Here is a 12,820-nt window from a genome sequence, read left to right as displayed (position 1 = left end):
CAGCAATCCTTCAGTCCAGCGTGCGGCGGTAGAAGCGCACCGCGATCGTCATCACCACCACGATGAACAGCGCCATCGGCCAGACCTGCGGCCATAGCTCGGCCCAGCCGCTGCCCTTGAGCAGGATGCCGCGCACCATGCGGTTGAAATACGTCATCGGCAGGATGTTGCCGATCGCCTGCGCCCAGCCGGGCATGCCCGCAAACGGGAACATGAAGCCCGATAGCAGGATGTTGGGCAGGAAGTAGAAGAAGGTCAGCTGCATCGCCTGCAGCTGGTTCTGCGCCAGCGACGACAGGGTGATGCCCACCGTCAGGTTGGCCGCGATAAACAGCAGCGCCGCGAGGTAGACCGCCGTCACCGAGCCGACGAAAGGCACGCTGAATACCCAGCGCGCGGCCAGCAGCACGATGGTCACCTGGATCAGCCCGATGAAAATGTACGGCACGATCTTGCCGGTCATCACCTCGAGCGGCTGCACCGGCATGGCCAGCAGGTTTTCCATGGTGCCGCGCTCGCGTTCGCGCGTCATCGCCAGCCCGGTCATCATCACCATGGTCATCGACAGGATCACGCCCATCAGGCCGGGGATGATGTTGTACTGGGTCAGGCCCTCGGGGTTGTACAGGCGCTGCACCTGCACGTCGAACGGCGCCTTGCCGCCCGCCAGCGGCGCCAGCGAGCCTTTCAGGTCGTGGGTGCCGACCCTGAATGGCAGCTGCGGCAGCGCGGCGATCGCCTGGCCGGTGGCCGAGGGATCGGTGGCGTCGGCCTCCACCAGCAGCGCGGGGCGTTCGCCGCGCAGCAGCTTGCGCGTGAAATCGGGCGGGATGCTGAGCACGAACTGCACGTCACCCTTCATCAGCGCCTCTCTGCCGGCGGCCTCGTCGGGCAGCGTGGCCACCACCTTGAAATAGGTGGAGTTCTGCATGCTGGCAATGAAGGTGCGGGTGAATTCGCTCTGGTCGGCAGCGATCACCGCGGTCGGCAGGTGGCGCGGGTCGGTGTTGATGGCAAAGCCGAACAGCAGCAGCTGCATGATCGGCAGGCCGACGATCATGCCGAAGGTGACGCGGTCGCGGCGCAGCTGCAGGAATTCCTTCAGCACGATGCTCCACCAGCGCTGGACCGAGAAGCGCGTGCCGTTGGCGCGAGGCTGGCGCGGGTTCCGGATTGCGGCGGCGTTCATGTCGGCTCCTTCGCCTTGCGCGTGTCCATGTTGTCATCGGCCCGGCTCATCATGTGGATGAACACGTCTTCCAGGCTGGTGTGGGCCTGTATCACGCGCCGTCCCGGTCCGGCCAGGCGCTGCAGCGTGCCCGCCAACGCCTGCGCATCGCGCCCGGTGACGTGCAGCGCGGTGCCGAATGCCACGGTCTGTTCCACGCCCGGCGCGCCCTGCAATTGCTCCGACAGCGTGGCGAGGTCGTCGCCTTCCACGCTCCACGTCGACAGTTGCTGGCTGGCCACGACTTCGTCGGCGGTGCCTTGCGCCAGCAGCTTGCCGTAGGCGATATAGGCGAGCTTGTGGCAGCGCTCGGCCTCGTCCATGTAGTGCGTGCTGACCAGCACCGAGATGCCGCGCGCGGCAAGCAGGTGCAGATGCTCCCAGAAATCCCGCCGCGCCTTGGGGTCGACACCGGCGGTAGGTTCGTCGAGCAGCAGCAGTTCCGGCTCGTGCAGCAGACAGGCCGCCAGCGCCAGCCGCTGCTTCCAGCCGCCCGACAAGGATCCCGCCAGCTGTGCCGAGCGCGTCGCCAGGCCCAGGTCTTCGAGCGCGCGGTCGACGGCATCACGCCGGTCCGGCATGCCATACATGCGCGCGACGAAGTCCAGGTTCTCGCGGATCGACAGGTCGTCCCAGTACGAGAACTTCTGCGTCATGTAGCCGACTCGGCGCTTGATTTCGTCGGATTCGGTCAGGATGCCGAAACCCAGGCAGGTGCCTTCGCCCGAATCCGGCGTCAGCAGGCCGCACATCATGCGGATCGAGGTAGTCTTGCCGCTGCCGTTGGGGCCGAGGAAGCCGAAGATCTCGCCGCGCGCGACCTGCATGCTGAGGTCGTTGACCACGTGCTTGTCGCCGAAGTGCTTGTTCAGCCCGCGCACGTCGATGGCAAGTTCCTGCGCGCGGCCGTTGTCAGCGTGGCTGGTCTCCGTGTTCATTGCCGCACCACCTCGACGGGCTGGCCGGGCCGCAGCTTGATGGCATCGGCGGCGGACGGGCGTGCTTCCACCAGGAACACCAGCTTGTTGCGGGTCTCGTTGCTGTAGATCACCGGCGGCGTGAATTCGGCTTCGTTGGCGACATAGGTGATGCTGGCCGCCACCGGCGCGGCGCAGCCATCGCAGCGCACCTGCACGGCCTGCCCGTTGCGCAGCGCGCCGACCACGGCCTCGGGTACGTAGAAACGCACCTTGACGTTGCCGGGCGGCAGCATGCGCACCACCGGGCTGCCGGCGGGCACCCATTCGCCGAGGCGGTAGGGCGTATCGTAGACCAGCCCTGCCTGCGTGGCGGCCACGGTCTTGCGCGACAGCTTCCAGTCCGCCTGCGCCAGCGCGGCGCGCGCCGCGGCCACTTGCGCGGCCTGTGCGGCCTGTTGCGCGTCGCGTCCGGGCAAGCGTGCCACGTCGATATCGCGCTGCAGCTCGCGCACGCGCGCCGCATCGCTGCGCGCCTGGGCGCGCGACTCGTCGAGCTGCGCCTGCGCAATGCCGCCGATCTCAAACTGGCGCTCGTCGCGCCGCAGCGCGGCGGCGCTGCGTTGCGCCTGGGCCTGCGCCTGCGCCAGCTGGGCGCGGCTCACGTCGACTTCGACCGGGCGCTTGCCGGTCTTCATGTCCTGCAGCTGCGCTTCGGCGGCGCGCAACTGGTCTTCGGCCTGCTGGCGCGCGGCGCGTTCGTCGTCGGATTCGAGCGCGAACAGCGCCGCGCCCTGCGCCACCTGCTGGCCGCGCTGCACGGAAAGCGTGTCGAGGCGGCCGGCGAAGGGCGAGGCGACGCTGACGAACTCGCCTTCGATATAGCCTTGCCAGGTGTCGGTGCCGGACTTGCCGCAGCCGGCGGCAAGCAGCGCGGCGCCGAGCAGCGCGGCGATGGGGAGCGCGCGCGCCAGAAGGGGAAGGGGGGAAACAACGGTGTTCATGCAGCGGACTCCGGGGAATGCCTGGGCGCACGGCCCTTCTTTTTTGATGCGGGTGGGGGCGAGGTTCCGGCGCGGTCAGTCGGCGCGGGGGCCAGCCCGTGCGTGAGCAGCGCCGAGACATGGCGCACCAGCGCGTCGGTATCGACCGCTTCGGCACCCGGCAGCCGGCGCCAGATATGGGTGGTGGCCAGCGGCAGCAGCGTCAGGCCCACCAGCGAGGGCATCACCAGCGCGGGCTCCAGCCCGCGGTTGAGCTGCCCATTGGCGATCGCCGCGGCCAGCGGCGCCATCAGCGCGCTGCCGCGCTCCAGCGCGAAGCGTTTCAGCACGCGTTCGCGCAGCGCGCCGTCGTCGCTGGCGACCTCGCGAATCCATAGTCCGGGAAACCAGGGCGTATCCGCCGCGGCGCGGACCAGCCGGGTGGCGATGCCGACCAGCATCGCCAGCGGCTCCGAAACTTCCGGGCCGGTGGCGAAGAACTGTGCGACCAGCGGCTGTACCTTCTCCTCGATCACGGCATCGAGCAGCAGCTCGCGGTCGCTGAAGTAGTAGTGGACCAGCGCGGGCGTGACGCCTGCCTTCACGGCGATGGCCTTGACCGGCGTGCCGGCGACGCCGTGCCGCGAGAACAGTTCGGTGGCGGCATCGAGAATGCGCTCGCGCTGGCCGGGTTGACCCGCGGCAGGGCGGCCGGGTGTGCGACCGGGTGTGCGACGATCGGGCGGATTCGGGGTAGCTGGTTTGCGTGGCATGGGCGTGTGTTGAACCGTGTCGAAAACAATATTAATTTTCGAATTAATTAATTCAAGCCCAGTTACAACGTCGGCATTACCGCACCTGGCTCCGCGGTGGACATGTCATGTGCGCTTGGCTATGCTGCGTGCGCGGCGCCGCGCCGCGCCGCGCCGCCGCCGGCACATCATTCGCCTCCTCTTTGTTCATGCTGTTTTCGCCACTTGCCGCCGCGTACCCGCGCGCCCGACACAGATTCCGCCGCGCGCTTGCCGCGCTGGCCTGCTGCGCATGCCTGCCGGCGGCCACGGCGCAGCAGGCAACTGCCGCCGACGCCGCCGCGGATGCCGATAGCCCGTTCGCCTTCCACGGCCAGAGCACCTACGTCTGGCAGCGCAAGCCGGCGTTCAACGCCGCCTATTCGGGCCCGAACAGCATTGGCACCGAACGCGCCAAGAGCTACTCCTTCAGCGCGACGCTCGACCTCGGGCTGAAGCTGTGGCGCGGTGCGGAATTCCACTTCAATCCGGAAGCCACGCAAGGCGTGCCGTTCTCAGGCCTGCACGGCCTGGGCGGGCTGTCCAACGGCGAACTGGGCAAGGCGGCCAGCACCAGCCCCGTCTTCTACCGCGCGCGCGCCTTCGTGCGGCAGACCTGGGGCATGGGCGGCGGCAGCGAGGCGCTGGAGGCCGACTTCAACCAGTTCGCACGCACCGTCGACCGCCAGCGCGTGGTGCTGACCGCGGGCAACTTCGGCGTGCTCGACGTGTTCGACCAGAACGAGTTCGGCTCGGACCCGCGCACGCAATTCATGAACTGGTCGTTCATGACGCATGGCGCGTTCGACTATCCGGCCGATGCGCGCGGCTATACCTGGGGCGTGTCGCTGGAATACATCGGCGACGGCTGGTCGGCGCGCATCGGGCGCTTCCTGCAGCCGCTGGAATCGAACGGGCTGGAGCTCGATACGCGCATGTTCGAGCACTACGGCGACATCATCGAGCTGGAGAAGCGCTACCAGCTCGCGGGCCGGCCCGGCGCCGCGCGGCTGCTGCTGTTCCGCAACAAGGCGCGCATGGGCGCGTTCAGCGATGCGATCCAGTTCGGCATCGCCAACAACACCACGCCGGACCTGGCCGAGGTGCGGCGCGAGCACGCCAAGACGGGCGTCGGCGTGACGCTGCTGCAGGAGGTGTCGGATTCGCTGGGAGTGTTTGCGCGCGCCAGCCTGTCGGATGACAAGACCGAGACCTATGCCTTTACCGAGATCGGCAGGCAGGTGTCAGGTGGCGGCGTGATGAAGGGGGATGCATGGGGACGTGCCCGCGATGCGCTGGGCGTGGCGGTCGCGATCAATATGCTGGGCGGCCAGCATCGCAACTATCTTGCCGCGGGCGGGCAGGGCGCCTTTCTTGGTGACGGTGCGCTGCGTTATGGCCCCGAGCAGATCCTGGAGGTCTACTACAGTTTCCAGCCGGTGAAATACCTGAGCATCAGCCCGGACTTCCAGTTCGTGCGCAATCCCGGCTACAACCGGGACCGCGGGCCGGTGAAGTTCTATGGGGTGAGGTTTCACGGGGAGTTCTGACTCCCCGTCCAGCCTTATTGCCGCGCGTTGCGCTTGTTGTCCGGCCAGGCCGTATTGAAGTTGGTCCGGAACGGATTGATATCCAGCCCCCCGCGCCGCGTGTAGCGCGCATACACCGCCAGCTTCACCGGCTTGCATTGCCGCAGCACGTCCATGAAGATCCGCTCGACGCATTGCTCATGGAACTCGTTGTGGTTGCGGAACGAGATCAGGTACTTGAGCAGCGCTTCCTGGTTGATCGGCGCGCCGACGTAGCGGATCTGCACGCTGCCCCAGTCGGGCTGCCCGGTGACCAGGCAGTTGGACTTGAGCAGGTGCGACACCAGCGTTTCTTCCACCGGCGTTTCCTCCTGGTTGGCGAACAGCAGTTCGGGCGCGGGCTCGTAGCGGTCGACCTCGATGTCGAGCCGGTCCAGCAGCAGGCCGTCGAGCTCGCCCATTTGTTGCTTGCCAAGATCTGCCTCCGTCACCAGCCGCACCTGCACCGTGCCGCCGGTGGCGTCGGACAGGTCGTGGTGCAACAGCTGCTGCAGCGCTTCCGGCGAAGCGATCCTGGTCTGGTTGAACGAGTTCAGGTACAGCTTGAACGACTTGGACTCGACGATGTTGGGCGTGTCCGACGGGATGATGAAGGTGGCCAGCGCCACCTGCGGCTTGCCCTTCAGGTTCAGCCACGACAGTTCGTACGCGTTCCAGATGTCGACGCCGAAGAACGGCACCGGCTTGCCTTCGGGCAGGCCGATCTCGGTGCGCTTGGGCTGGCGCGGGATCGGGAACAGCAGCGAGGCGTCGTATTCGGTCTTGTAGGCCGAGGGCTTGCCCAGCGGCGAGTGTTCGGGGAGGCTCATGGGGCGCTCGGAAGGAAGCGGGACAGCAATCAGGACAGGAACAGCTTGTACACCGGGTTGTCGGTTTCGTCCCAGTGTACGTAGCCCAGCGTCGAAAGGAAGGCGCGGAAGGCGCGCTTTTCGTTCTTCGGCACCTGGATGCCGACCAGGATGTTGGAGGTGTCCGCCCCCTGGTTGCGGTAGTGGAACAGGCTGATGTTCCAGTTCGGGCTCATGCTCGACAGGAACTTCATCAGCGCGCCCGGGCGCTCCGGGAACTCGAAGCGGTACAGCAGTTCGTCATGCGCCAGCGCCGAGCGGCCGCCGACCATGTAGCGGATGTGCTGCTTGGCCAGTTCGTCGTTGGACAGGTCGAGCGTGTCGAAGCCATGCTTGCGGAAGCTGGCGGCGATCTTGTCGTTCTCGGCGCGGCTGGCGATCTGCACGCCGACGAAGATATGCGCCATGCTGGTGTCGGCGATGCGGTAGTTGAACTCGGTCACGCTGCGCGTGCCGACCAGCTCGCAGAAGCGCTTGAAGCTGCCGCGCTCCTCGGGGATGGTCACGGCGAACACGCCTTCGCGCGCCTCGCCCACCTCGGCGCGCTCGGCGACAAAGCGCAGGCGGTCAAAGTTCATGTTGGCGCCGCAGGCGATCGCGACCAGGTGCTGGCCCTTGAGCTTCTCGCGCTCGGCATACGCCTTCAGGCCCGCCACCGCCAGCGCGCCGGCCGGCTCCAGGATGCTGCGGGTGTCCTGGAACACGTCCTTCACGCCTGCGCAGATGGCATCGGTGTCGACCAGGATGATGTCGTCGACCAGCTCGCGCGTGATGCGGAAGGTTTCCTTGCCGACCAGCTTGACCGCGGTGCCGTCCGAGAACAGGCCCACTTCCTTCAGCTCGATGCGCTTGCCGGCATCGACCGAGCGCTTCATCGCATCCGAGTCCACGGTTTGCACGCCGATCACCTTGATCTCCGGACGCACTGCCTTGATGTAGGCGGCGACGCCGGAGATCAGCCCGCCGCCGCCGATGGCGACGAACACCGCATGGATCGGGCCCGGGTGCTGGCGCAGGATTTCCATGGCGATGGTGCCCTGGCCCGCGATCACTTCGGGATCGTCGAACGGGTGGATGAAGGTCAGCTTGTGCTTCTTCTCCAGCTCGGCGGCGTGGTGGTAGGCATCGCTGTAGGACTCGCCGTGCAGCTCGACCTGGACCCACTGGCCGCCGCGCTCGCGCACCGCGTCGATCTTTACCTGCGGCGTGGTCACCGGCATGGCGATGATGGCCTTGCACTGCAGCCGGGCCGCGGACAGCGCCACGCCCTGGGCGTGGTTGCCGGCCGACGCCGCGACCACGCCGCGCTTGAGTTCCTCCGCCGTGAGCGAGGCCATCTTGTTGTACGCGCCGCGCAGCTTGAACGAGAACACCGGCTGGGTGTCTTCTCGCTTGAACCAGACCGAGTTGCCGGTGCGAGCCGACAGCTGGTGCGCATAGGTCAGTTCGGTTTCCTGCGCCACGTCGTAGACCTTGGCGGTCAGGATTTTCTTCAGGTAGTCGGGGCGGGCGGCGGACGAGCGGGTCATGGTGTCAGGGCAGGGGCCGCGGGGGCGGCGCAAAAAAACCGGAAATTCTGGCGGAAACCGTCAATGATAAAGGATGGCGGCGCCGCGCACCCCACCGGGGCAGCCCAACCGTCGCCCGCGGAAGTTAGCGCGGGACGGATGTGGCCGTGCCTTGAAGTGGTGGGGAAGGCACTGGCGGCGGGGCCCGGAACGATGCGCCGGGGCTGGCCCCGGACTTGCATCGGCTGACGATTGCGCTCCCGCCATGTAGGACTGCGCCCGGTGGACGCCGGTCAAAACGACGTGTTACGGTGTAACGCGATGCCTCAGCTACCGCTTATCGAACCCAATACCGCGCTGTTTCTCGACTTCGACGGCACGCTGGCCGACCTCGCGCCGCGGCCCGAACTGGTGCAGGTGGAACCTGAACTGGTCGGCACGCTGCGTACGCTCTACCAGCGGCTGGACGGCGCGCTCGCCGTCATCTCCGGCAGGCCCATCGTCGAGCTGGACCATTTCCTGCAGCCATTGCAGTTGCCGGCGGCCGGCATCCACGGGGCGGAATTCCGCACCGACGGCGGCATGGTGTCCCAGACACCCGCGCCGGCCCTCGAGCCGTTGATCCCACACCTTGAAGCGCTCGTGCACGCCTACCCGGCGTTGCGGCTGGAGCGCAAGTCCGTCGCCGTTGCCATCCACTACCGCCAGGCACCCGAGCTGGCCGGCCTCGTCGATGCCGCGGTCACTGACGTATTGCGCCACGCGGTCGGGCTGGAAGCGTTGCCCGGCAAGATGGTGGTCGAGATCAAGCCCGCCGGCGTCGACAAGGGCGATGCCATCGCCGCCTTCATGAAGTCGGCGCCGTTCTGCGACCGCACGCCGCTGTTTGCCGGCGACGACATGACCGACGAGCCCGGCTTTGCCGCCGTGCGCAAGCTCGGCGGGCTGGGCGTGCTGGTGGGCCGGCGCGAGACCGTGGCCGGCGTCTGCGTGGAAGGGCCCGCTGCGCTGCGCTGCTGGCTGCACCGCTCGGCGCGGGCGCTGGATCAATCCGCGCGCGCCGCCGGCCAGCCCGCCGCGGTGCCGCACGAGGCCGAGCCAGGCCGCGAAGGCGCACCGCGCCACAACCCCTATCCGACAGCATCCTGAGGGAGGTACTGCTGTGACCAATACGAGCAGCCCCAGCGAGCTGGGAAAGCCGCCGAGCGAAGGCGTGAACAAGACCGTGGACGGCAACTGCCGGCATGCCGAGGGCTCGCTCTCGCTGGGCATGATCGGCAACTGCGCAATCTCCGCGCTGGTGGATTGCCGCGGGCGCATCGTCTGGTCGTGCCTGCCGCGCTTTGACGGCGATCCCGTCTTCAACGCACTGCTCGACCCGAGCGAGAACGCCGGCCATTTCTCGATCGAGATCGAGGACTTCCACAGCGCCAGCCAGTGGTACGAACCCAACACCGCGGTGCTGCGCACGCGGCTGAGCGACACGCACGGCAACTGCCTTGAGATCACCGACTTCGCGCCGCGCTTCTTCCGGCTGGGCCGCTATTTCCGGCCGACCACGCTGATCCGGCGCATCCGTCCCGTGCGCGGCGCGCCGCGCGTGCGGGTGGTGGTGGCGCCGCGCTTCGAATGGGGCCGCAAGGCGCCGGAGATCTCGCGCGGCAGCAGCCACGTGCGCTACATCGGCGAATCGATGACGCTGCGCATGACTACCGATGCGCCGCTGGCCTACGTGCTGTCGCACACGCCGTTCCTGGTCACGCGCGGGCACAACTTTATCCTGGGCCCCGACGAGACCCTGGCGCATGGCGTGGAAGAGATCGCGCGCGACTTCGAGCAGGAAACCACCGCCTACTGGCGCCTGTGGAGCCGCCGGCTGGCGGTGCCGCGCGAATGGCAGGACGCGGTGATCCGTGCCGCCATCACGCTGAAGATGTCGCTGTACGAAGAGACCGGCGCCATTGTCGCGGCAATGACCACCAGCATCCCCGAGGCGCCGGGCAGCGGCCGCAACTGGGACTACCGCTTCTGCTGGCTGCGCGACGCGTTTTTCGTGGTGCGCGCGCTCAACAGCCTGTCCGAGGTCGGCACCATGGAGGACTACCTGCGCTGGCTCTCCAACGTGGTGATGCAGTCGCAGGACGGACATATCCAGCCGCTGTACGGCATCGGCCTGGAACGCGAGCTGCCCGAAAGCATGCTCGACCACCTGCCCGGCTACCGCGGCATGGGGCCGGTGCGCGTGGGCAACCAGGCGCAGGAACACTTCCAGCATGACGTCTATGGCAACGTGGTGCTGGGCGCGGCGCAGGCCTTCCATGACCACCGGCTGCTGCACCGCGGCGGCCCGGCCGAGTTCCGCCGGCTGGAAGAGGTGGGCGAGCAGGCGGTGAAAGTCTTTGGCACCCCCGACGCCGGCATGTGGGAACTGCGCACGCGTGCCCGCGTGCATACCTCGTCGGCGCTGATGAGCTGGGCTGCATGCGACCGGCTGGCCAAGGTCGCGGAAAAGCTGCAGATCACGACACGCGCGGCGTACTGGCACGACCATGCCAACCGCATGAAGGAACAGATCCTGGCCGAGGCGTGGAGCGAATCGCGCCAGGCCTTTGCCGAAAGCTTCGGCGGGCGCGAGCTCGACGCCAGCGTGCTGCTGATGGCCGAGGTCAACTTCATCGATCCGCGCGACCCGCGCTTTATCGCCACGGTGAAGGCGCTGGAGACTTCGCTGTGCGACGGGCCGTATATGCGCCGCTACGAGGCCCCCGACGATTTCGGCAAGCCCGAGACCGCGTTCAATATCTGCACCTTCTGGCGCATCGACGCGCTGGCGCGCATCGGCCGGCGCGACGAGGCGCGCGAGATCTTCGAGGCGATGCTCGCCGCGCGCAACCCGCTCGGCCTGCTCTCCGAGGACACCCATCCCGTGACCGGCGAGATGTGGGGCAATTTCCCGCAGACCTACTCGATGGTCGGGCTGATCAATGGCGCGATGCGGCTGTCGGCGCCGTGGGACACGGTGATCTGACCTCGCACCCGCGCTCCCGGCATCTCGCACGGCAAGAACAAAGGAATCCAGAAAACAACATATGCCAAGACTTGTAGCGGTATCCAACCGTGTCGCAGATCCGCGCAACGTGGCCGCCGGCGGCCTTGCCGTGGCGCTTTCCGAAGCCTTGCGCCAGACTGGCGGGATGTGGTTTGGCTGGAGCGGCAAGGCGCTGGAAGCAGCGCAGGGCGGCACCCCCGGTGAAGGCGAACTGCACCTGCAGCAGGCCGGCAACGTGACGCTGGCCACGGTGGACCTGAGCCGCGAAGACCACGACGCGTATTACCTGGGCTACAGCAATGGCGTGCTGTGGCCGGTGTTCCACTACCGGCTCGACCTCGCCGACTTCGATTCCAACTTCCTCAACGGCTACCGCCGGGTGAACCAGCTGTTCGCGCGCAAGCTGGCGCCGCTGCTCAAGCCCGACGACGTCATCTGGATCCACGACTACCACCTGATCCCGCTGGCGTCCGAGTTGCGCGCGATCGGCTGCGGCCAGAAGATCGGCTTCTTCCTGCACGTGCCGCTGCCGCCGCCGCTGATCCTGGCGGCCATCCCGCAGCATGAGTGGCTGATGCGCGCGCTGTTCGCGTACGACCTGCTCGGCTTCCAGAGCCACGCCGACGTGGAGCACTTCTCGCGCTACGTGCAGGCCGAGGCGCAGGCCGAGCCGATGGGCGAGCACCGCTACCGGGCCTTCCATCGCACGGTGCGGGCGCAGGCGTTCCCGATCGGGATCGACGTGGATGAGTTCATCACACTCGGCCGCGGCGAGGAGGCGCAGGAAACCTACGAGATGATGTGCGCCCAGTACGCGCGCCGGCGGCTGCTGCTCGGCATCGACCGGCTCGATTACTCAAAGGGACTGCCGCAGCGGCTGAAAGCGTTCTACCGGCTGCTGGCGGAATATCCGGAAAACCGGATGAGCGCCACACTGGTGCAGATCGCCGCGCCGTCGCGCGAGTCGGTCGATGCCTATGTGGACCTGCGCAGCGCGATGGAGCAGTTGACTGGCGCGATCAATGGCGAGTTCGGCGAACTGGACTGGATGCCGGTGCGGTATATCCATCGCACTACCGCGCGCAAGCGGCTGCCTGGGCTGTGCCGCGCGAGTCGCGTGGCGTTGGTGACGCCGCTGCGGGACGGGATGAACCTGGTGGCCAAGGAATTCATTGCCGCGCAGGATCCGGAGGATCCGGGGGTGCTGGTGTTGTCGCGATTTGCCGGCGCGGCGGAGCAATTGAAGGAGGCGCTGCTGGTGAATCCCTACGATACCCGCGCGACTGCGCAGGCGATCCAGCAGGCATTGCACATGCCGCTGGCCGAGCGCCAGTCGCGGCACCAGAAGCTGCTGGAGCGGATTCGGGCGCAAGATGTGCACTGGTGGAGTAGTGAATTCTTGCGCGCGCTGGCTGAGACCGAGGGCGGTTGAGGTTTTAGCTGCCTGCCTGTTTAGGAGTGGGCTATGAGTGAGGATCTGGCATCGCAAACATGCACGCCATGTCGTGGCGGCGTCCCGCCGCTGACGCCTGATGAGGCTGAGGCGTTATTGCCGCAGGCGCCTGGATGGGATCTGGTGGATGGGGCTACTCGGTTGGAGAGGCGATTTTCATTTGCCAACTTTGCCGAGGCATTGGCGTTTGTTGATCGCGTCGGGCAGCTGGCGGAAGAGCAGGGGCATCATCCGGAGATCAGTTTTGGATGGGGGCATGCTACGGTTTCCTGGCGGACCAAGAAGATCAAGGGGTTGCATCGGAATGATTTTATTATGGCGGTGAGGAGTGGGGAGTTGGTGGGATAGGGTTCTTGCTGACAGCCCCTGACGTTGCCGGGCCTATCCGTATTTTTGTGTGCGAGGCGGTTTTGAATTCTTTCAGCCTCGAGCGGCAGTAAATCGCTCGCCATAC

At 67.0% G+C, this 12,820-nt stretch carries 11 protein-coding genes; 5 read left to right on the top strand and 6 right to left on the bottom strand.

The window, feature by feature from the left end; all coding sequences use genetic code 11:
* Positions 1-10: 10 nt before the first annotated feature.
* From ACAD63_RS20080 to ACAD63_RS20065, 4 genes are read right to left on the bottom strand one after another with little or no spacing between them, the layout of a single operon-like run.
* On the bottom strand, positions 11-1,189 hold the full coding sequence (locus tag ACAD63_RS20080) for an ABC transporter permease (protein ID WP_133093674.1): 1,179 nt from the start codon (positions 1,187-1,189) through the stop codon (positions 11-13).
* The gene (locus tag ACAD63_RS20075) at positions 1,186-2,166 is read right to left on the bottom strand and encodes an ABC transporter ATP-binding protein (RefSeq protein WP_135704399.1); all 981 of its coding nucleotides are present in this window, start codon (positions 2,164-2,166) and stop codon (positions 1,186-1,188) included. Before ACAD63_RS20075 ends, ACAD63_RS20080 begins: the two co-directional genes overlap by 4 nt.
* Complete coding sequence (locus ACAD63_RS20070; protein WP_135704401.1) at positions 2,163-3,149, bottom strand: HlyD family secretion protein; 987 nt, start codon at positions 3,147-3,149, stop codon at positions 2,163-2,165. Before ACAD63_RS20070 ends, ACAD63_RS20075 begins: the two co-directional genes overlap by 4 nt.
* Positions 3,146-3,901: a TetR/AcrR family transcriptional regulator gene (locus tag ACAD63_RS20065; protein WP_135704403.1), complete on the bottom strand. Its 756-nt coding sequence runs from the start codon at positions 3,899-3,901 to the stop codon at positions 3,146-3,148. Before ACAD63_RS20065 ends, ACAD63_RS20070 begins: the two co-directional genes overlap by 4 nt.
* A gap of 188 nt (positions 3,902-4,089) precedes the next feature.
* On the opposite strand from ACAD63_RS20065, the gene ACAD63_RS20060 reads away from it, so the two are divergent.
* Positions 4,090-5,469, top strand: a complete 1,380-nt coding sequence (locus tag ACAD63_RS20060) for a carbohydrate porin (RefSeq protein ID WP_434034029.1) — start codon at positions 4,090-4,092, stop codon at positions 5,467-5,469.
* Between the two features lie 14 nt (positions 5,470-5,483).
* On the opposite strand, the gene queF is transcribed toward ACAD63_RS20060, so the two are convergent.
* Positions 5,484-6,317 carry an NADPH-dependent 7-cyano-7-deazaguanine reductase QueF gene (gene queF / locus ACAD63_RS20055; RefSeq protein WP_434033199.1) on the bottom strand — a complete coding sequence of 278 codons (834 nt, stop codon included), beginning with the start codon at positions 6,315-6,317 and terminating at the stop codon, positions 5,484-5,486.
* Between the two features lie 29 nt (positions 6,318-6,346).
* Positions 6,347-7,885, bottom strand: a complete 1,539-nt coding sequence (gene ilvA, locus ACAD63_RS20050) for a threonine ammonia-lyase, biosynthetic (protein WP_135704405.1) — start codon at positions 7,883-7,885, stop codon at positions 6,347-6,349.
* Between the two features lie 300 nt (positions 7,886-8,185).
* Here ilvA and otsB point away from each other — a divergent pair, with 300 nt between their 5' ends.
* From otsB to ACAD63_RS20030, 4 genes are all read left to right on the top strand, one after another.
* Positions 8,186-9,013, top strand: coding sequence for a trehalose-phosphatase (gene otsB, locus ACAD63_RS20045; protein ID WP_135704407.1), 828 nt, complete (start codon positions 8,186-8,188; stop codon positions 9,011-9,013).
* A 13-nt stretch (positions 9,014-9,026) separates the two neighbouring features.
* Positions 9,027-10,892: a glycoside hydrolase family 15 protein gene (locus ACAD63_RS20040; RefSeq protein ID WP_135704409.1), complete on the top strand. Its 1,866-nt coding sequence runs from the start codon at positions 9,027-9,029 to the stop codon at positions 10,890-10,892.
* Between the two features lie 61 nt (positions 10,893-10,953).
* Positions 10,954-12,345, top strand: coding sequence for an alpha,alpha-trehalose-phosphate synthase (UDP-forming) (gene otsA / locus ACAD63_RS20035; protein ID WP_135704411.1), 1,392 nt, complete (start codon positions 10,954-10,956; stop codon positions 12,343-12,345).
* A 33-nt stretch (positions 12,346-12,378) separates the two neighbouring features.
* On the top strand, positions 12,379-12,714 hold the full coding sequence (locus ACAD63_RS20030; protein ID WP_084254411.1) for a 4a-hydroxytetrahydrobiopterin dehydratase: 336 nt from the start codon (positions 12,379-12,381) through the stop codon (positions 12,712-12,714).
* Positions 12,715-12,820 lie beyond the last annotated feature (106 nt).

Source organism: Cupriavidus sp. a3 (assembly GCF_051015765.1).
In the GTDB taxonomy this organism is placed as follows: domain Bacteria; phylum Pseudomonadota; class Gammaproteobacteria; order Burkholderiales; family Burkholderiaceae; genus Cupriavidus; species Cupriavidus oxalaticus_A.
This window is presented reverse-complemented; position numbering and strand designations above follow the sequence as displayed.